This is a genomic window from Pseudomonas asiatica (assembly GCF_009932335.1).
Classification (GTDB): Bacteria; Pseudomonadota; Gammaproteobacteria; order Pseudomonadales; family Pseudomonadaceae; genus Aquipseudomonas; species Aquipseudomonas asiatica.
This window is the reverse complement of sequence record NZ_BLJF01000001.1, coordinates 2,195,002-2,214,568: the sequence shown is the minus strand read 5'-3', so window position 1 is coordinate 2,214,568 and position 19,567 is coordinate 2,195,002. Positions and strand designations below refer to the sequence as shown.

At 59.8% G+C, this 19,567-nt stretch carries 15 protein-coding genes; 5 read left to right on the top strand and 10 right to left on the bottom strand.

From position 1 onward, the window contains the following. Positions 1–4: 4 nt before the first annotated feature. From tssH to GYA95_RS10315, 10 genes are all read right to left on the bottom strand, one after another. Complete coding sequence (gene tssH / locus GYA95_RS10360; protein ID WP_015270494.1) at positions 5–2,602, bottom strand: type VI secretion system ATPase TssH; 2,598 nt, start codon at positions 2,600–2,602, stop codon at positions 5–7. Beyond that, positions 2,599–3,669 (bottom strand): type VI secretion system baseplate subunit TssG, encoded by a 1,071-nt coding sequence (gene tssG / locus GYA95_RS10355; RefSeq protein ID WP_015270493.1) that lies wholly within the window; start codon positions 3,667–3,669, stop codon positions 2,599–2,601. Before tssG ends, tssH begins: the two co-directional genes overlap by 4 nt. Next, the gene (gene tssF, locus GYA95_RS10350; protein ID WP_161551386.1) at positions 3,633–5,453 is read right to left on the bottom strand and encodes a type VI secretion system baseplate subunit TssF; all 1,821 of its coding nucleotides are present in this window, start codon (positions 5,451–5,453) and stop codon (positions 3,633–3,635) included. Before tssF ends, tssG begins: the two co-directional genes overlap by 37 nt. Beyond that, complete coding sequence (gene tssE / locus GYA95_RS10345; RefSeq protein WP_013972749.1) at positions 5,453–5,935, bottom strand: type VI secretion system baseplate subunit TssE; 483 nt, start codon at positions 5,933–5,935, stop codon at positions 5,453–5,455. Before tssE ends, tssF begins: the two co-directional genes overlap by 1 nt. 26 nt (positions 5,936–5,961) lie before the next feature. Next, positions 5,962–7,464: a type VI secretion system contractile sheath large subunit gene (gene tssC, locus GYA95_RS10340; protein WP_015270492.1), complete on the bottom strand. Its 1,503-nt coding sequence runs from the start codon at positions 7,462–7,464 to the stop codon at positions 5,962–5,964. A 14-nt stretch (positions 7,465–7,478) separates the two neighbouring features. Beyond that, on the bottom strand, positions 7,479–8,018 hold the full coding sequence (gene tssB, locus GYA95_RS10335; protein ID WP_012272397.1) for a type VI secretion system contractile sheath small subunit: 540 nt from the start codon (positions 8,016–8,018) through the stop codon (positions 7,479–7,481). Positions 8,019–8,082: 64 nt separating this feature from the next. Then, the gene (locus GYA95_RS10330) at positions 8,083–8,832 is read right to left on the bottom strand and encodes a hypothetical protein (protein ID WP_043936170.1); all 750 of its coding nucleotides are present in this window, start codon (positions 8,830–8,832) and stop codon (positions 8,083–8,085) included. A 438-nt stretch (positions 8,833–9,270) separates the two neighbouring features. Next, a complete protein-coding gene (locus GYA95_RS10325) occupies positions 9,271–9,840 on the bottom strand; it encodes a hypothetical protein (protein WP_015270490.1) in 570 nt (189 codons plus the stop codon). A gap of 27 nt (positions 9,841–9,867) precedes the next feature. After that, entirely contained in the window at positions 9,868–10,416 is a 549-nt protein-coding gene (locus GYA95_RS10320; protein ID WP_015270489.1) for a hypothetical protein, read from the bottom strand. Between the two features lie 197 nt (positions 10,417–10,613). Next, positions 10,614–10,916, bottom strand: coding sequence for an immunity protein Tsi6 family protein (locus GYA95_RS10315; protein WP_015270488.1), 303 nt, complete (start codon positions 10,914–10,916; stop codon positions 10,614–10,616). 614 nt (positions 10,917–11,530) lie between these two features. Here GYA95_RS10315 and GYA95_RS10310 point away from each other — a divergent pair. From GYA95_RS10310 to GYA95_RS10290, 5 genes are read left to right on the top strand one after another with little or no spacing between them, the layout of a single operon-like run. After that, positions 11,531–13,384: a type VI secretion system Vgr family protein gene (locus GYA95_RS10310; RefSeq protein ID WP_015270487.1), complete on the top strand. Its 1,854-nt coding sequence runs from the start codon at positions 11,531–11,533 to the stop codon at positions 13,382–13,384. An 11-nt stretch (positions 13,385–13,395) separates the two neighbouring features. Continuing rightward, positions 13,396–13,983 carry a DcrB-related protein gene (locus GYA95_RS10305; RefSeq protein WP_043935662.1) on the top strand — a complete coding sequence of 196 codons (588 nt, stop codon included), beginning with the start codon at positions 13,396–13,398 and terminating at the stop codon, positions 13,981–13,983. A gap of 40 nt (positions 13,984–14,023) precedes the next feature. Continuing rightward, the gene (locus tag GYA95_RS10300) at positions 14,024–14,485 is read left to right on the top strand and encodes a DcrB-related protein (protein ID WP_015270485.1); all 462 of its coding nucleotides are present in this window, start codon (positions 14,024–14,026) and stop codon (positions 14,483–14,485) included. A gap of 4 nt (positions 14,486–14,489) precedes the next feature. Then, on the top strand, positions 14,490–18,725 hold the full coding sequence (locus tag GYA95_RS10295) for an RHS repeat-associated core domain-containing protein (protein ID WP_015270484.1): 4,236 nt from the start codon (positions 14,490–14,492) through the stop codon (positions 18,723–18,725). Between the two features lie 19 nt (positions 18,726–18,744). Next, entirely contained in the window at positions 18,745–19,536 is a 792-nt protein-coding gene (locus GYA95_RS10290; RefSeq protein ID WP_102096048.1) for a hypothetical protein, read from the top strand. Positions 19,537–19,567: the final 31 nt, after the last annotated feature.

The window sequence follows — 19,567 nt, the reverse complement described above, 5'->3', positions numbered from 1 at the left end:
CTGGTCAGGCCACGCGATAGGCGAAATCGCCATCGCTGCCCAGCTCGATCGCAAGACGCTGGATCGGCGTGTCCTGGGCCATGCGCTCGAGCACGCGCTGGGCGAGCTCGGGCATCAGGGTCTGGGACAGGATGTTGTCGATGTTGCGGGCACCGCTGTCGACCTCGGTGCAGCGCGCGGCGATGGCCTTGACCAACGCCTGGTCGTAGCTGAGCTCGGCCTGGTGGTTGCGGGCGAAGCGCTTGGCGATGCGTTCGAGCTTGAGGGCGACGATGCGCTCGAGGATCTGGTCCTGCACCGGGTAGAACGGCACGATGCTCAGGCGGCCGAGGAAGGCCGGCTTGAACACATGGTTGAGCTGGTCACGCAGGTCTTCGACGATCGCTGCGGGCGTCGGCAGCTCGGTGGCGTTCAGGCAGGTCTGCATGATGCGCTCGGTACCGGTATTGGAAGTGAGGATGATCACCGTGTTGCGGAAATTGATCTCGCGGCCTTCGCCATCGTCCAGCACGCCCTTGTCGAACACCTGGAAGAACAGTTCGAGCACGTCGGGGTGGGCTTTTTCCACCTCGTCGAGCAACACCACGCTGTACGGCTTGCGACGCACCGCCTCGGTCAGCACGCCGCCTTCGCCGTAGCCGACATAGCCCGGAGGCGAGCCCTTGAGGCTCGAAACGGTGTGGGCTTCCTGGTACTCGGACATGTTGATGGTGATGAGGTTGCGTTCACCGCCGTACAGGGTATCGGCCAGGGCCAGGGCGGTTTCGGTCTTGCCGACGCCGCTGGGGCCGAGCAGCAGGAACACACCGATCGGTTTGTTCGGGTCTTCCATGCGTGCGCGGGAAATCTTGATGCGCTTGCCGATTTCGTGCAGGGCGTGGTCCTGGCCCAGCACGCGCTCACCAAGCAGGGCCGGCAGGCGCTGCACGGTGTCGATCTCGTCACGCAGCATCTTGCCCAGCGGGATACCGGTCCAGCCGCTGATGACCTGGGCGATGGCGCCGCTGTCGACCAGGGCATGGACCAGAGGCTGGTCGCCTTGCACGCGGGCCAGTTCGGCACGCAGGGCGTTGAGCTGCTTGGCATCGGCCTCGCTGGCGGCGTCCAGCGCCTTGAGCTGTTCGACCAGTTCCAGCTCCTGTTGCCACTGCGTGTTCAACTGCTGCTCCCGCTGCTGCTCGGCCTGCAGGGCAGCCTGCAGCTCGCCCAGGCGGCGAGTGTGGTCGTGGCCTTTGCCGGCTTCGTGGCCGAGCACGGCGATTTCGGCCTGCAGGTTGTCGATCTGGCGGCGGCAGTCTTCCAGGGCGCCAGGTTGCGACGATTGCGCCAGGGCAATGCGCGCGCAGGCGGTGTCGAGCACGCTGACCGCCTTGTCGGGCAGCTGGCGGCCGGTGATGTAGCGGTTGGACAGGCGCACGGCCTGCACCAGCGCTTCGTCCATCACCGCTACCTTGTGGTGTTCGCGCATCTTGCCGAGCAGGCCGCGCAGCATGTGGATGGCTTTGTCTTCGTCGGGTTCTTCCACCTTGACCACCTGGAAGCGGCGGGCGAGGGCGGCGTCCTTCTCGAAGTACTTCTTGTATTCGGCCCAGGTAGTGGCGGCGATGGTGCGCAGCTCGCCACGGGCAAGGGCCGGCTTGAGCAGGTTGGCGGCATCGTTCTGCCCGGCCTGGCCACCGGAACCGATCAAAGTGTGGGCTTCGTCGATGAACAGGATGATCGGGTGCAGGCTGCGTTTGACCTCTTCGATCACTGCCTTGAGGCGGTTCTCGAACTCGCCCTTGACCCCGGCGCCGGCCTGCAGCAGGCCCAGGTCGAGGGTGTGCAGGGCCACATCCTTGAGCACCGCCGGCACGTCACCTTGGGCGATGCGCAGGGCCAGGCCTTCGACCACGGCGGTTTTGCCGACCCCGGCCTCGCCCGTGAGGATCGGGTTGTTCTGGCGGCGACGGGTAAGGATATCGACCATCTGCCTTACTTCGAACTCGCGGCCCAGCACCGGGTCGATGCGGCCTTCGCGGGCGCTCTGGGTGAGGTTGACCGTGTACTGGTCCAGCGCCGGGGTCTTGCCGCCGGCCTTGCTCGCACTGTTCACTGGCGCTGCCGGGCTGGCCAGCGGGCTGGCCTGCCGGGACTCGGCGCTGCCTTCCACCAGCGCGGCAAGGTTCAGGCGCAGGTCATCGGCGTTGATTTTCTCCAGCTCCGGCGCCGAGGCGATCACCACGCGACGCAGTTCGGCATCGTCGAGCAGGGCCTGCAGCAGGTGAGCGCTGCGCACCTGGCCGACGCCGTATTCGATCGACGCCAGCAACCAGGCCTGTTCGATCATGCGGGTGATGTGCGGCGACAGCGCCGGGGTGCGGGTATTACCTTTCTTGAAGGTGCCCAGGGCCGTGACCAGCTGCGCCTGCAAGCGCTCGGCGACTACTTCGTAGTGGCGCAGGATCGGCGCCAGGTCGCTGTCGCTGTTATCGAGCAACTGCAGCAGCAGATGCTCCACCTCCACGTCGTAATGGTGCTCCGACAGGCACAGGGCCGCCGCGCTTTCCGTGGCCGTGCGGCTGGTTTCGTTGAGCTTGGCGAACAGAGACTTCAGGTTCACAAGGCGACCCCATCGTAAGGAATGTGGAAGACGGCGCAACGCGAAGGCTCCGCGTCACGACCAGGGCGTTTGAGCCAGCCCAGCCAGCCCAGGGCGACATTGCCACTGCGGCCCAGCTGGGCGCGTGGCACCGCCTCGCGCTTGAGGCGCGGGGCAATTTCGAAATCCAGTTCGGCGCCTATATAGAAGCGCACCAGCTCGACCAGCTTGCGGTAGCACGCGGTGCCCGGCTGGAAGCGCTGGTAATCGGCCAGGCTCAGCGGCCCCAGCTCGATGCGGATGCACGACTGGTAGTCCCAGACCCGGTTGCCGGCTACGGCGCTGTGGCCGAGCTGGGCATTGCGGCGGCCAAGCTGGGTGCATTGTTCGGGCTGCAGGTGCAGCCAGCGCCCGGCGAACTGGCGGACCTTGATCGGCAGCGAGAAATAGAAGCCGAGCATGCGTTCGAGGTTCAACGCGTTGCGCGGCTTCTGGCTGAGCAGGCCGGCAAAGTAGCTGAACAGCTCGCGGCGCAGCGCGGTTGGTTGCTGCTCGAACTTGAGTTGCTGCGCGCGCGGGCCGAGGCCGACCAGGTTGAGCAGGTAGCCATCGAAGCCCGAAGTGCCATTGCGCTCGTGCTCGATATGAAATTTGTACTTCTGCCAGGCCTCGTAGAACAGCGTGGTCATGCGGTGCGAGAAGATGTCGAGAAACGCGTGGGCGGCATCGTCGCGATACTGCACGTGGCGCTCCAGCAGCAGCTCGGTATACGGGCGCGGCAGTACGCCCGACGGCCCGACCAGGCCCATGAAGGTGACCTGCACTTCCGACAGCGGCAAGCCGGCCGGCGACACCTTGCCTTCGCGCTCGAAGTGCAGGTCGCTGACCTCGCTGGCCGGGAACGCCAGCGAAAGCTGGGTACGAAAACGCAGCGGGTCTTCGTGCGGCCGGGTTGCCAGGTCCATGCGCCCGGTACGGCTGTAGTGCAGGCGGAGCAGGCGCACCAATTGAAAGAATTCGAATCGGTGCGGCTCGGCTCGGGCCTGATCGATCAGACCAGGGGCTGATCGCCGGTGCGTGCTGGCCATTGGACGACTCTCTTTTCTCGTTGTTGGGTGCGCAGGGTCAGTTGGGTGAAGCTGTTCATCGAGCAGTACTGGCCGAAGAAGTGGTCCAGCACCATGCCGAACAGGTACACGCCACTGCCGATGAACTGGCTTTCATCCAGGGTCAGCGTGATGCCGACGCCACGTACGAAGTTCGGCCGCGGGTGGCCGATGCGTGCGACCACCGGCTCGCTGCTGATCGCCTTGATGCCGTTGATCTGTTTGCGAATGGCGGAAACATTGCGGTAGTTGTACAGCGACAACAGCTCCAGCAGCACTTCGCGGCCCTGGCTGACCAGCGACATATGGTTCAGCGACAGGTGGGCGATCAACCGCCAGATCAGGCCCTTGCCCAGGGGCACACGCACCGTGGCGGTGGGCTTGCGCAGGCAGCGGATATCCTTGATCACCGAGTTGGCGGGAATGTTGAAGTCACCACGTTCGCCCCCGAACGGCAGCATCAGCGGTACATCGCGGTTGCTGCAGGTAAGGCCGATGCTGAGGGTGTCGCTGCTGGCGTCGATCAGCTCCAGGTCGCGGTCGACCACGCGGATGCTCATGGCGGTGGCGTCACCCTGGATGCGCCGGCGCGCCACCCAGAAGCTGCTGTGCGGGTTCTGCTCGCCACGGGGTTCGAAAAACGGGTGGCAGGTGGCGACCTGGTCGATGCCGCCGAGTTTGCGCACCCGCCGTACGCGGTCGATCGAGACGACTTCGGCAGCGTTGTGCAGCCGTGTATCGGGAGTGACCGGGTATTCGTGCTGGGTGTGGGTCAGCTTGATCGGCTCGGCTTGCTGGCGGAACAGGTTGATGATCGGTGTGCAGTTGAGCTTGAAGTTGTTGCGCCCGATGTTCTGGGTCAGCCGCGCCAGGCGCTCGCTGAGGTCGTAGTCGGAAAAATAGAAGTTGATCTCGACCTGCTCGATGGCCTTGCCCTGAAGAATGCGGGCAAAGCCGTTCAGGTCGAAGAACATGAACTTGTCGGGGAAGGTGAAGTACTCGTGCAGCAGGCGGTAGCCCAGGAACGAGCGCTCGGAGTAGTCCACCAGGCCTTCGTCACGGGCGTAGCCCACGGCTTTCAGGGCATCGGCCGGCAAGGCCACTTCGCGGCTGCGGCCCTGGTCCTGGAAGCTCAGGGTGGCCTTGGCCAGGTTGTTGAACAGCAGCTCGTACAGCTGCAGCATCAGGGTCGCCTCGCCGTCGAGGAAGAACCGCAGGCGGTCCAGTTCCATCTGCCCGAACAGGGCATCGCCGGTGGCTGCCAGGCGGATGCGCAGGCGTGCGACCAGGTCGGCGCTGTGGCCGTTGAAGGCCGAACGCTCCAGTTCGGCGAACGAGGCCTGCTGCACGGCAATCGGCCACAGCTCTACCGGGTAGCAGGTGCGGAACTTGCACACCACACCTTCCACGGCATTGGCATGCATCTCGGTATGGCGCGCCACCCGGTAGGCTTCGGTGACTTTCTCGTGCTTGCCCAGGCTCAGCTCGGCAATCGACATCGATGGGGTAGGGCGCAGGTAGTGTGGGTACAGCACCTCAAGGAAGGATTCGACGATTTCCGGAAACTCGTCATCGAGCTTCTTGTGCACCCGCGCAGACAGGAACGAGAACGCTTCGATCAGGCGCTCGGTGTGCGGGTCTTCGCAGTTGTCACCCTCGATCAACAGCCGCGAAGCGATTTTCGGGTACTGCGCGGCAAACTCCTGGCCGAGGAAGCGCAGGTGCGACAGTTCCTTTTCGTAGTAGGGCAGCAGTTCGTCGAGCATCAGTTGAGGTTCTGCACTTTGTATTCCTGGGTGTTGACCTGCAGCACGGCGTCGAATGACACCTGGCGGCTGATGTCCTGCAGACGCAACACGGCGTCCACGCGGAAGGTCAACATGCGGTGGCCGTTCTGCTGGGCCAGCAGCTGCACGCGGACACGGCGAAAGCGCCGGTCCCCTGTGCTGATCGCCCGCTCCAGTTGCTGCTGGATCAGGCGCCGATCATGCGGGTCGAGCACGCTGCGGCTGATGAAGTCGGGCATGCCGTATTCGAGGATGGAGCCACCGAGCTGGCTGTAGCCCTCCAGCTCTTCGGCGACCAGGCTCTGGCGAGTGTTCACCAGTACCTCCAGGTCACGGACGATGCTGGCCTTGTACTCGCTCAACGAGCAGGTGCGTTGCACGGCTGGCTCGGCCGACTGGTACGGACGGTCGTCCAGCAGTCGGTCGAGCAGCGAGGGCAGCAGGCGGGCCTGGTTACTCATGTGTCATCCCTGTACACACCGGCCTGTCAGCCGCGCGCGCCCTGTGGCAGCTCGGCAACCAGGCGCAGCGAAGCGGTCAGCTCATCCAGCTGGTAGTGCGGGCGCAGGTAGGTCACGGCCTTGTACACACCTGGCTTGCCCGGCACTTCGAACACCTCGGCGCGGGCTTCGCGCAGCGGGAACTTGGCCTTGGCTTCCTGGCTGGCGGTGTCGTCGAGCAGCACGTAGCTGGCCAGCCACTGGTTGAGGAAGCGCTCCACATCCATGCGCGAGGCGAAGCTACCGATCTTGTCGCGCATGATGGCCTTCATGTAGTGGGCGATGCGCGAAGTGGCGAAGATGTACTGCAGTTGGGCCGACAGGCGCGCGTTGGCGTTGGCGATGTCGGTGTTGTACTGCTTCTGCTTCTGCGCCGACTGGGTGCCGAAGAACGCGGCATAGTCGGTGCCCTTGCAGTGCACCAGGGGAATGAAGCCCAGGTCCGACAGCTCTTTTTCGCGGCGGTCGGTGATGGCGATTTCGGTCGGGCACTTGAGGGCGATTTCGCCGTCGTCGGTCTTGAAGGTGTGGGTTGGCAAACCTTCGACCAGGCCGCCACCTTCCACGCCGCGGATGGCCACGCACCAGCCGTAGCGGGCGAAGGCATCGGTAACGCGGGTGCCGAGGGCATAGGCAGCGTTCATCCACAGGTACTTGTTGTGGTCGCGGCCATCGACGCTTTCGACGAAGTTGAATTCCTCCACCGGGGTGGTGTCCGGGCCATACGGCAGGCGACCGAGCACGTGCGGCAGGGTAAGGCCGACGTAGCGCGAGTCTTCCGAAGCGCGGAACGACTTCCACTTGGCGTATTCCACGGTGTCGAAGATCTTCGCCAGGTCACGCGGGCCGGACATCTCGGTGAACGAGTCCCAGCCGAACAGCTCGGGGGAGGCGGCCGAAATGAACGGGGCATGGGCTGCTGCGGCGACGTGCGAGATCTCCTCCAGCAGGTACATGTCTTCGGGGTTGCGGTTGAACTCGTAATCACCGATCAGCATGCCGAAAGGCGCGCCGCCGAAGGTGCCGTACTCTTCTTCGTAGACCTTCTTGAACAGCGCGCTCTGGTCGAATTCGCTGGCGGCCTTCAGGTCGCGTACCAGGTCTTTCTTCGAGGCATTGAGCAGGTGGATCTTCAGCGTGGTGCTGGTCTCGGTCTGGTCTACCTGGTATTTCAGGCCGCGCCAGGAGGCTTCCAGCTGTTGGAACTCACGGGCGTGCATGATTTCGTTCATCTGCTCGGAAAGCATCGAATCGATCTCGGCGATACGCGAATCGAGCACGGCGATCAGGTCCTTGCTCGGGGTCATCTCGCCCTCGAGCACCTGGTTCACCAGTTCGCCAATCAGGTCGCGGGTGCGGTTGCGCTCGGTGTCGGAGCGGGCCACGCGGCTTTGCGAAATGATGCTGTCGAGCAACGATGCCTGTGGCGCGAAGTTTTCCACTTCGACCAGGTCGCCGGCCTGTTGCGGTGCGGTTTGCTTGTCGGTCATGTTCGGGCTCCTGCTCAGGCGCGATCGCTGCTGGATGGGTCTTTCACTTCGGCTTCACGGCCGAATTCCTTGCCCAGGGTCTTGAGCTTCTCGGTGTTCTGCAGCACGTCCATCAGCAGCTCTTCGAGCTTGTCGTTGCCGCCCATCTTGTTGCGCAGGTCGGCCAGCTTGTTGCGCACTTCCAGCAGCTTGCGCAGCGGCTCCACCTGCTTGACCACGTTCTGTGGCTCGAAGTCTTCGAGGCTGTTGAAGTTCAGCTCCACGCCCAGCTGGGTGCCGTTCTTGGCCAGGGTGTTGTCGACGCGGTAGGTCAGGCGTGGCTTGATGCCCTTGAGCACGCCGTTGAAGTTGTCGCGGTCGATGAACACGAACTTGCGGTCCTTGAGCTTGGGCAGGGGCTCCAGCGGGTTGCCGGAGAAGTCGCCCAGTACGCCGACGACGAAGGGCAGCTCCTTTTTCTCGATGGCATCGCCGATGTCCACGTCGTAGGTGATATGGACCCGAGGCGCGCGAACGCGGTCGAGTTTGTGCTGAGTGCTTTCCTTCTTCGCCATCGTGTTCTCCAGTGCGAGCAATTCGCTGCGAATCATTGCGCGGCCCGTTGCCGGGCGCTGCGCGTTACAGTCCTTCGATCGTCAGCAGCAGGCGCTGACGGATTTCGTCGTTCATTTCCAGGATGTTGTCGCGGCCCACCAGCTCTTCGAAGCTGGTGTTGCCGGCAATCTGCGTGCTGCTGCGGATGACCGAGTCGTCGGGCAGTTCAGAGCGCACCGGCGAGCTGATGACGCAGAACGGCAGGTCGCCAAAGCCCTTGAGGCGCTCGAAGCTGAGGTTGTAGCGCAGGCCCTCGAACAGCCGGCCAAGGCCAGGCGACTTGCTCAGGCAGTAGAACAGCACCAGGTAGTGCACCACGAAGCGGTACAGCTCGGCGCTGCTGCGGTTGGGGTCTTTGATGACGTTGCGAAACCGCGCCAGGTCGAAGGCGTGGAAGCCCACCACCCAGCGGGTCGGGCTGGTGATGCGGATGACCTGGCCGCTGTGCTCCAGGGCCTTGTCGTATTCCAGCGGGAACAGTTCGGGGGTGGTGCTGATCAGGTTCAGCGGTACTTCCAGCTCGGTGACCAGCTGGAACGGCGCGGCCGAGCCGATACGTTCGTAGAGTTCGACCAGGGCCTGGAAGTGGCCCTGGGTTTCGCGCCCGCTGCTGCGCTGGGCGCCTTGCAGGTATTCGCCAAACAGGGTTTGCGGACGGATCAGCGGTGCCACGGTGGCGAGGTAATCCGCCGCCTGCGCCTTCAGCGCATCGGAGATCGCCCGCGTCTGGCTACGCAGCTTGATCAGTGCTTCGACATCGAATGTCTGTGTCATCGGTGCATCGTCCATGTGCCTGCTTGATCGTCCTGAAACGCCAATGGCGTGGACCTGAAATTGCGCCTCTCGACGGCGGCAAACTTGAGTGCTGGCACATGAATATCGTGTTGCCAGCAATGCCGAGTAGGGCACCTCGCTGCGGAAGAAGTTCCCGCGAGGGGGGCGATTTTTTCCCTGTTTTGTGATGTGACGCAATGATGGCGCCATGCCATTGGTGAAGGGTTTCGAGTACGGGAAATGGGACTTTGGCCCCTAAAGTCAGGGGGCGGAAGTACTAAAAGGTCGGTAAAAATTGGCGTAAAAAGTTTTTTTCAAAAAGTGAAGCGGGTCTCATTTTTTGGCGTCGAGGTGATGGCATTCGACTGTCATCGCGACACGTTTCAATGATGGCAATGCGACGGAATATGCCGCGTTAAAGCGGTTTGGCATGGGTTGCTACAGCGGCTTTGCAGCGGCCATGCGACCCTCGATTCCCCACTCCCGCAACCACCCGAGCAAGGCGTGTAATTCATCGGTGGCCTCGATCAAAAGCGAGCCGTTTTCATACAGGACGGCATCGCTGAGCGTGCCCATGCCGTAGGGCATTTCGAAAACGCTCAAACGGACCTGCTCGGGGTCGCTGTGCACCCGTGAGTGGTAGCCTAGGAGCGTGTTGGCCCAGCTTGAGTAACCACCATCGCGCAGCAGCAAGGTTGCTGCTCGTGCCAGTACCGCCGAGATTTCGGTCAGATCCCAGGTGCAGGGGGCAGCCGTGCCTCGCTGGGTGCCAGGTTGCATCATCAAGAGGTGGTCCAGTTCGCGGCGGCGGCATCGGACGACCATGGGCAGTGCAGCCGATGGATCCTGTAGCCATGCCGTGTATCGGGCCTTGTCGATACAGTAATACTCTTCGTAATCGGCCAGTGCGTTGCTGACCGGGATCGACAGGTAGCACTGCTGTGAAGTCAGTTCTATCCCTAGCGAAAAGCGGTGCTCGCGGCTGGTGTAGGTGTCGTTGAATTTCATGCTGGGAAGCGCCTTCGAGGTAAGCAGCTAGCGGCCATCCACCTGGACGCAGATGTTCTGCTTGCCCACGATCTTGCATGGCCAGTTATCGTTGATGTAGCTGTCTGGCGTGAAGCACACGCGCTCATCGTTAACCCAGAACATTTGCCATCCAGAACCCGAGATGCGCAGCTTGGGGCACGACCAGTAGCCTTTGGCGGAGAGTGTGGCAGTGGTCAGCGCGATCATGACAGGCGCTACGACCATGAGTGCACCCGTCAATTGCATCGAGCGTAGTTGGAACGCGTAGAGCCAGGACTTTTTGGGCGGGTCGAATTTCTGACCGGTCCAGGCGGCGATCAAGCATCCCGCCACCATTATCGGCGTGAACGGCAATGCCGCGATCGAGAAGAATGACATCAGGGGCGTTTCCACGACCGGTGCATGCCTCCAGATACGACCGTAAAGCGGGACGATTTCAGTCCAGAGCACGTAGACGCCAAGTGCCCCTACGGCCAGTAGGCAAAGGGCCAGGCCAATGCCCGCCAGTTTGAAAAGGAACGGGGATCGTACATGGAGTTCGGCATGATTCTTCACGGTAGCCTCTGCGTTCCTTTCTGCATCGGTCTAGTCTCTGCTGCTGCCTGCACGGGGCGTTGTCAGTGAGCAACCGGTTCAGCAGCAGGCTTTTTGCTGTCAGAGCGAACGGCGAGTGAGGAGTATTAGCGCTGCGCTGATGGATTGAGAAAAACACGAAGCCTGAATGCTTTTGGCGGTCCGCGTCCCCTCGGTAGTTATTTTTCTCCAGGCAGGCGAATCTTCAGGCCGTTGGCGGATTGCTTTGCAATGTAATAAACATGAAGCAATGCCTCGGCGAGGGCTTCGTCCGTGGGTTCAAATTCTTTAGCCGCGATAGCACCAATCGTCAGTCTGTGCAGCTTCGATTTATCCTTCTCCGTACCGTCGAACACGGCCCTGATGTACTTCAGTTGATCGATGACGGTGGCGTAGACAGTAAAGCCAGGGGGGCGATTTTGGCGGTCAATGGCGAGTGCGAGCGCTTTGTCTACATACTCGAGTGGTGTAGTAGGTTTCATGTTAATCACCTGGGCTTACCAACTTGAATGTAGTGATCCGGCTTGAAGCACACCCGGTCATCATTGACCGCGTCCCGCAAGTGCCATTACGGCCGCGTTCGCGATGGCCATTTGCCGGAATTGGCCAGTGGCGAAAAATTTGAACCAATCCACGTTATGAAACATTTTTCTCCGCCAGTGGAGCTGATGCGTCAGGTAGCGAGACAGTTCGAGTTGGAGCTGTCAGGCATGGGCTCTGATCGACACCTCAAGGACCTTCTGCGACGGGCCGTTCGGCGATAGCCGGGGCGCTTCCGGGCGCCAGTGAGGAATATCAAAGATGGCGATATGACATTGCCTTGCAGGGCGGTATTGCCCGGTTTTCTAGGCCTGTAGTGAGTTGACAGGGCAGCTTTTGCCGGTGTTTCCTTTGGGCCTTTCTGCCTGCCTGGCATTCGGGAATGTGAACCATGTCGCATTAATTTCAATGCATGATGGCACTTTCCTTTCTGCAGGCAGTCGCATGATTCCGCAGAGCACGCGCGTTATGCGCGCATGCAGAATACGCCCGCAAGATCAGGGTTGCAGCTGAGCATCGCAAGCGCGTGCTGGCCGTGTTTTCAAGGAGATTTCGCATGATCATGGACCTGGCCTCCGCGCTGCTGTCGCCGCAGAACCGCCGCCTGTTCAAGTTTCACAACCTGGCCAACCCCGAGCAGGAACTGCTGCTGGAAACCTTCAAGGGCACCGAAGCCCTGTCGCGGGCGTTCAACTACGAACTGCTGCTGGTCTGCGAAGACTCCGGCGTGCCGCTCAAATCCATGATGGGCCAGCATGTCAGCATCGAGATCGAACTGGCCGAAGGCGGCCCGCGCTACATAACCGGCTACCTCACACGCTTTGCCAGCATTGGTAGCGACGGCGGCATGGCGCGTTATACCGCAACCCTCAACCCGTGGTTCTCGATGCTGAAGAACCGCTTCGACACGCGGATCTTCCAGGGCAACACGGTCGAGGAAGTGGTTACCGAAGTGTTCGCCCTGTGCCCGGCGTTCTCTCGTCACGAGTTCCGCCTGACCCGTCCGCAGAAGCGCTACACCTACATCACCCAGTACCGTGAAACCGACTTCAACTTCGTCCAGCGCCTGCTGGAGGAAGAGGGGATGTTCTACTACTTCGAGCACACCGCCGAAGGCCACACCATGATCATCTGCGATGACTCCAGCACGCTGGTGGACATCCCCGAGCAACCGCAAATCCGCTTCCACAGCGCCTCGGTCACCGAGACTGCCGACTCCATCACCCAGTGGAGCGGCAACCGCCAGTTGCAGTCCGGCAAGATGGCCACGCAGACCTTCGACTACCGCCAGCCCAACAACCGCCTGCCGGTGGCGCTGAACAGCGTGAACAAGCAGGGCGATGTCGAGAACTTCGAGATCTACGACTTCCCCGGCCAGTACACCCACGGCACCTACGACGAGGGCGAAACCCTGCTGCGCCTGCGCATCGAGGCGCTGGAGCTGCGCGGCAAGAAGTTCGAAGGTGCCAGTAACTGTCGGGCCATGAAGCCGGGCTACACCTTCGAGCTGCTGCAGCACTACATCCACGACCAGGGCCCGGTAGAAGACCGCCAGTTCCTGCTGATGAGCGTGGAAAGCGAAGGCCACAACAACTACCTTACCGGCCAGCAGGCCAGCTACTTCAACACCTTCAGTTGCGTGCGCAAGAAGATCCCGTTCCGCCCGCAGCTGAGCACGCCCAAGCCGACCATCGCCGGCCCGCAGACCGCGATCATCGTCGGCCCACCGGGTGAGGAGATCTTCACCGACGAACTGGGCCGGGTGAAGATCCAGTTCCACTGGGACCGTAATGGCAAGTACAACGACCACAGCTCGTGCTGGGTACGCGTCGCCCAGTCCGGTGCCAGCGGTGGCTTCGGCAGCATCCAGATCCCACGTGTAGGCGACGAAGTGGTGGTGGTGTTCCTCGACGGCAACCCCGACCGCCCGCTGATCATGGGCAGCCTGTACAACAGCACCAACACCCCGCCATGGTCGCTGCCGGCAAACAAGACCCAGAGTGGCTTCCTGACCCGGTCGATGAAGGGCGACGGCGGTACCGCCAACTTCTTCCGCTTCGAGGACAAGGCCGGCGCCGAGCAGATCATCATGCATGCCGAGCGCAACATGGATACCGAGATCGAGCTGGATGAGACCCATGATGTGGGGAACAACCGGACGATTACAGTAGGTGGCACGCACACGGAAATTATCAAGAAAGATACGGTGGTGAACGTCAAGGAGGGGGCTTACACCTTGCAGGTGGATAACAAGTTCATCCAGGTGAGCGCCAAAGAGAGCATCCTGCTGCAAGTCGGCACTAGCAAGATAACCCTCAAACCGGATGGCATCACTATCGAAGCAGACAGCATCGACATTCTGGGCAAGAACACCTTTGTCAAAGGTGACCGGGTCGACATCAACGAGTAGGGCGAAGCGTGATGATCAGGGGAAATATCTACGACAGACTTTCGCAGAGGCGAGAGGCCGCGGAGGCGCTTGCCCGGCAACAGGCTGAGGAAGCACGCATTGCAGTGCAAGCTACGCTAGAGGTTGCACCGCCGCCGCCGCAACTACCAATGGATGTAGAGCAGAACGCACTGCGTATTGCCGGCTTGAATTTGTTGATGCCTCAAGGTTTCGCTTTTCGTGATATTGAGACAACGCTGGAGTTTGCCGGTTGTTATGTACAATTCAGCGCCCGCCGCCGCCCTGCCCCAGAGGGGCTTGAAATTGATAATGCGGTCGAGTTGTTTATTAAAAAGCTGCGTGAGCGCCATGCAGAATTGACCTTGGTGCGTCAAGCCGAAGCCTTGTTGGCTGGCCACCCGGCAATCAGTCTCGACTACCAGTTCAACGCAGGCCAGGAGCGCCGTCACGGCCGTGCCGTGTGCATGATTATCGCTTCGGCGGACGGCAACAAACGGCAATGGCTAAATGTGTCTACGGTAATCAACCCGGACCAATCGCAACTGGCCGATTGGCTGATCGCATTCGACGCCATGCTGGCCGGAGTGACCGCTCAGTAAGGCTCATATCTTTTTCACGTTTTCATGGAACACTCAGACAATGGACTATCAGCTGCAGGAAGGATCTATCACGTTGCCGGAAGGCTTCCAGGATCGCACGGTCAATATGTTTATCCTGGGGGACAGTATCCCAGCCCCGCTGAATATTACGCTCTCGCGTGACAACCTGATGCCTGGCGAGGACCTCAAAGCCTATATCGAGCGACAGGTGAAGTTGATCGCATCCAAATTGCGCGGCTACACCATCCTCGGCAAGAAGCCAGCCAGCCTGTCTTCAAGCCAGCCCCAGGCAGGTATTCAGGTCGATGGCTACTACCTCAAGGATGGCAGGCCGGTCTATCAACGGCAGGCGGCTTTCGAGGTCGCGCCTGGGCGCATTCTGGTTTTCTCCACGACCAGTCAGGCCGACTTCAATGGCAAGCAGAACGACAGTTGGCTTGGGCTGTTGAACAGCTTCGAACCACGCCAACCAAGCTCCCCAGAAAACACCACGCAGGGTTGAACCTATGTTCGAGGCTGCGCGGCTGCACGACGAGATTGAACACACCAGTGCCCTGGCAGGTTTTCTTGCTGGCGCAGTGATTGGCCTGGCAATCGCTACGGCTGCTGCCTTCACTATCTGCACCGCCGGCCTCGGCGGCTTCTTGCTGGGGGCATTGATCGGCATTGGTGCCGGCATGCTGCCGATGTTGGGGGAGAAGATAGGCTCGATGTTCAGTTCGCCCGCTGGACAGATAGAGCTACCCGGTTGTTCGACAGACGTATTCATCAACAATCGCAATGCGGCCCACGCCACTTTGAGTACCGCCAAATGTGACAAGCATCCGGCGCCGGTACTGGTTGCAGAAGGCTCCACCAACGTATTCATCAATGGCGTTGCAGCGGCCCGCAAAGGTGACAAGCTGACGTGTGGCGCAAAGATTTCGGGCGGTTCGAACAACGTCTACATTGGTGGCGGTACTCAGCGGTACTTGCCCGTCGATGATGAGGTACCGGAATGGCTGCGCGTCACGGTCGATGTGTTGATGATCGTTGCCTCGATGGGGCGATCGGTACTGGCAGTCGGTCGCCTGGGGCTTCAGGCCGGCCTCAAGGCCGCTGGCCCGTGTGCACTTCAGACTGGCGCTACCATTGCAGCAAGCTACCTCGCCGGGCGCTTCATCATCGGCCCGGCTGTAGGGCGAGCGATCGAAGGCTTTACCGGTAACCCGGTGGACATGACCACCGGCCGCAAGCTGCTGGTCAATGAAACAGACTTTGTACTGCCTGGCCTGATGCCAATCGAGTGGTCGCGTTTTTATGCCAGCGACCTTACCGCCGAAAGTGCTCTCGGCCAGGGCTGGATACTGCCTTGGGAGCAAAGCCTGCGTCGTAGTGGTGGGTTCGTCTATCTGACTGACAACCAGGGCCGAAGCGTCCCATTCGTCGATCTGGAGCCTGGCGAAAGTATCTACAACCCCAACGAGCGTATCTACCTCGTGCGTACCGAGGGCGGCCACTACCTTCTGCAAACGCTCGACAACCAGTTCTTCTACTTTGGTGAAGTGCCGGATGGCAATACCCATGTGCCTTTGCAGCGTCTGGAAAATGCGCTGGGCCATTACCTGCACTTTACCTACAGTGCCGAAGGGCGGCTCACGGACATCACCGCGCCAGGAGCCGTGCGTGTCCACCTGCACTATGACAACCCGCTCGGGCGTTTGACGGACGTCAAGCGCGTGGTCGATGACACCGCTGTCGAAACGCTGGTGCGTTACCGCTATGACGATAACGGCCAGCTCACTGAAGTGATCAACCGCAATGGCGATTCTGTTCGTCATTTCAGCTACGCAGATCACCTAATGACCCGGCACAGCAATGCCTTGGGCCTGATCTGCGAGTACCGTTGGGAATCCCAGAATGGCAAGCCGCGCGTGGTCGAGCACTGGACCAGCGACGGCGAGCATTACCACTTCCGTTACGACCCTGCCAAACGCACCAGTTGGGCAACCGACGTGCTGGGCCGTGAACTGGAGATCCAGTACAACGAGGACAACCGCGTCATCGCCAGCTGCGACTTCGGTGGTGAGCGCTACGGTATGGATTTCGACGCCACTGGAAATCTGATCGGCATCGATCTTCCCGATGGCAATCACTTGGCGCTCAAGTACGACGAATTCTCCCGGCTGATCGAGGAAACCGACCCACTGGGCCGCAAGATCAGCTACAAGTATCACCTCGCCACGCCACTGGTCACCGAAACCCGCTTCCCCGACGGCAGCGTCTGGCAGTCTCGTTACGACGACAAAGGCAACCTGATCACCGAGATCGACCCGCTGGGCCACAAGACCCAGTACTTCAACAGTGACGATGGCCTGCCGCACACGATCATCGATGCCAACTTTAAGTCCAAGTATCTGTGGTGGAATGCCTATGCCCAGATCGAACGTTTCCAGGACTGCTCCGGCAAAAGCACTTACTACCGTTATGACGAGCGTCAGCACCTCATTGCAGTGACCGATGCACTGAACCAGACCACCACGCTGGAACGTAAACCGGATGGCGAAGTGCTACGCATCGACCACCCGGACGGCACTGCGGAGACCTTTACTTACAATACCCTCGGCCAGGTGTTGACCCACACCGATGGCAAAGGCCAGACCACACGCCTGCAACGCACTTCACGTGGCCTGCCGAGCAGCCGTCAGGATGCCAAGGGCGAGTGGGTTCGCTATGAATACGACAAGGCGCTGCGTCTGACTGCACTGGTCAACGAAAACAGCGCGGCGTACCGCTTCGCCTACGACGCATCGGACCGCTTGAGCGAAGAAGTGCGGGTCGACAATTTGACCCGACGCTTCAGCTACGACGCGGGCGGGCATCTGGTCCGGCTGGACGAAATCGGCTACGGCGAAAGCGGTGAGCGCCCCGAGCGCAGCACGCTGTTCGAGCGCGACGCAATTGGCCGTTTACTGGCCAAGGTCAACCGCGATGCGCGGCAAGACTTCGCCTACGACGATGCTGACCGCTTGCTGAGCATTCAGCGCCAGCCGACAGCTACTGGCAAACAGTTGGGCATCACCGATGAAAAGCTCTGCTACAGATATGACCTGCTGGGGCGACTGACACAGGAACTGAGCCCGAGCGGCGCGCTGGACTATGAGTACGATGCTCTCAGCAACCTGACCACACTGACCCTGCCGGATGGCCGCAAGCTCAACCACCTGTACTACGGCAGCGGCCATTTGCACCAGTTGAACCTGGACGGCCAGGTGATCAGCGACATGGAGCGTGACGACCTGCACCGTGAGGTCTACCGCACCCAGGGCAAGCTCACCAGTTGTTTTGGCTACGACGCCATGGGGCGCAAGGCCTGGCAGTTTGCCTCGACCTTACCCGCCGACAAGCTCTCGCAGGTGCACAACACTGGCGTGAATACATCGCTGCTGGTGGAACATGCCTACAACCCGATTCACCGACGCTACCAATACGACCCGGCGGGTGAACTGGTACGCACGCTGGACAAGCTGCGTGGTGAGATCAAGTATGAGTACGAAGCCAACGGCCAATTGCGCAGCCGTGATACCGGCTCGCTGGTAGGTAGCGAAGAATTCCGCTACGACGCGGCGGCCAACCGGCTGGACTTCAATGCGCGGCAGTTTGCCAAGGTCAAGGACAATCGGATCAAGCAGTGGCGGGACCAGGAGTACCGCTACGATCCGTGGGGCAACCTGATTGAGAAACGCTCGGGGCACAGCAAGCTGCAGACCTTTGCTTATGACTGCGAGAACCGCCTGGTACGGGCCGAGACACTGGTCAATGGCAAGCTGGAAAGCCGGGGTGAGTATCGCTACGACAGCCTGGGGCGGCGGGTGGCCAAGCAGGCGGAGATCAATGGCCAGGTCGAACAGAAGCGCTTCCTTTGGCAAGGGCTGAGGATGCTGCGGGAAGAGACGCCTGGGCAGAGCATCTTGTATGTGTATGAGCCGGGTAGCTATGCGCCGTTGGCACGGGTTGACCAGACAGAGGGAGAAGAGCAGAAACTCTACTACTTCCATACGGATCAGATTGGTACGCCGCTAGAGCTGACGGACAGTGATGGGAAGATCGTTTGGCAGGCGACGTATCGTTCGTGGGGATCTGTAGAGCAGGTAGCCGTTAGTGAAGTCGATCAGAGTTTACGCTTTCAGGGGCAATATTTCGATTCTGAAACAGGGCTTCATTATAATACATACCGTTATTATGCGCCTGATGTTGGTCGCTTTATGTCGCCCGATCCGATAGGGCTTCGAGGTGGATTTAACCTATTTAGGTATAATCTCAATCCGATTATGTGGATTGATCCTGCCGGCCTCGCGCCATGCCCGGTACGGGTGGTTAATAACACAAAAATTCATGGGCGTGGTCAAGTAGATGGCACACCGGGTCATGATCAGTTTTCTGAAGCAATTGCAAATAAGCTGGCAATGAGTGGAAAATTTACAGATGTTTACCTAAATAGGTCTTATAGTTTCGCTAGCGGTCGCGGCATTTCTGCAAGAAGGCCCGATGTTATGGCTGTTGATGTCAATGGCAAGGTTCACGCGATAGAGTTGGCATCGAAGACGGACATGGGGAAAAAACTACCCACCCTGACCTCTCGAAATAATTCTGCCATGAACAATCTACCGAGCAGTAAACGAGGGGAGGTTGTGGTTCTTGAACACCCGTATAGTGCATCTGACATGAAAGCTATACTGGACGATTTTATTTCGGGTATATAGGTGCTTTATGTGCTTGGCAATGGCTTTATACGGTACTGAAAATATTTCGCCTGAGTTGGCTTTGAAGCTGGGAATGGCATATTTCTCACTTATTAATTTGCCGATCACGGGCGCTGCGTACTACGAGTACCTTTCTGATGGTGACCACCTTGGTGATCATGACTTAGTCGAGGTGTCGCTGGGAGATCTAGCTGAAAAAATTGCTGCCGGCTCCGCGTCTTCTTTCAGGCTTTACAATGAGAGTAATGGTGTAGTTCCGTGGTATGCGTCTTATGGTTATAATACCGACAGCTTCTCAAATTTTCCTCATATAGATGCTCAATCAAGCAGTGAGCGATCCTCGCTTGATTTCTATGTCGATTTTCTCAAGGAGATTGTTCGGGAGTCGCCTGAGTCTTCGTTCTATGGTATTGCTTACCAGTGCGCGAGTGTAAGCAAGGGTTTTAATTATGCCGCGGGAGAGAATTTTATCTCGATTTATCCGTTTGAGAACTCCGGGGTATTCAAAAAAGAGGTGCCTGGTCGACATGGTGGTCAGGAGAGATATAAGGGGCGGCTTCTTCGCATGGTTTATGAAGTCAATCTTCTCAATGCTTCTCATATCGAGCTGGATGTGTCAGGAGTGAAATTGGGGGACTGGATTCTTCAAGATCGAAATAACGGTGTGCTAGAGAGAGTTTCCGAATCGATATTTGTCTGGGTGGTTCAGGCGGAGAGCCTTAATGCCATTAATGAGAAGTTTGGGAAATTAGGTTTGTTATTGTCTTGGAAAGCAACTGCTACGAAGGTGTCGGCAAAAAAGATTCCTTAATTTGCCATCTGTGTAACAGGACTGGGCCACT

Coding starts and splice junctions, on each gene's coding strand:
- tssG (WP_015270493.1), bottom strand. CDS start 3,669: ATGGCCAGCACGCACCGGCGATCAGCCCCTGGTCTGATCGATCAGGCC.
- tssF (WP_161551386.1), bottom strand. CDS start 5,453: ATGCTCGACGAACTGCTGCCCTACTACGAAAAGGAACTGTCGCACCTG.
- tssE (WP_013972749.1), bottom strand. CDS start 5,935: ATGAGTAACCAGGCCCGCCTGCTGCCCTCGCTGCTCGACCGACTGCTG.
- tssC (WP_015270492.1), bottom strand. CDS start 7,464: ATGACCGACAAGCAAACCGCACCGCAACAGGCCGGCGACCTGGTCGAA.
- tssB (WP_012272397.1), bottom strand. CDS start 8,018: ATGGCGAAGAAGGAAAGCACTCAGCACAAACTCGACCGCGTTCGCGCG.
- GYA95_RS10330 (WP_043936170.1), bottom strand. CDS start 8,832: ATGACACAGACATTCGATGTCGAAGCACTGATCAAGCTGCGTAGCCAG.
- GYA95_RS10325 (WP_015270490.1), bottom strand. CDS start 9,840: ATGAAATTCAACGACACCTACACCAGCCGCGAGCACCGCTTTTCGCTA.
- GYA95_RS10315 (WP_015270488.1), bottom strand. CDS start 10,916: ATGAAACCTACTACACCACTCGAGTATGTAGACAAAGCGCTCGCACTC.
- GYA95_RS10310 (WP_015270487.1), top strand. CDS start 11,531: ATGATCATGGACCTGGCCTCCGCGCTGCTGTCGCCGCAGAACCGCCGC.
- GYA95_RS10305 (WP_043935662.1), top strand. CDS start 13,396: ATGATCAGGGGAAATATCTACGACAGACTTTCGCAGAGGCGAGAGGCC.
- GYA95_RS10300 (WP_015270485.1), top strand. CDS start 14,024: ATGGACTATCAGCTGCAGGAAGGATCTATCACGTTGCCGGAAGGCTTC.
- GYA95_RS10295 (WP_015270484.1), top strand. CDS start 14,490: ATGTTCGAGGCTGCGCGGCTGCACGACGAGATTGAACACACCAGTGCC.
- GYA95_RS10290 (WP_102096048.1), top strand. CDS start 18,745: ATGGCTTTATACGGTACTGAAAATATTTCGCCTGAGTTGGCTTTGAAG.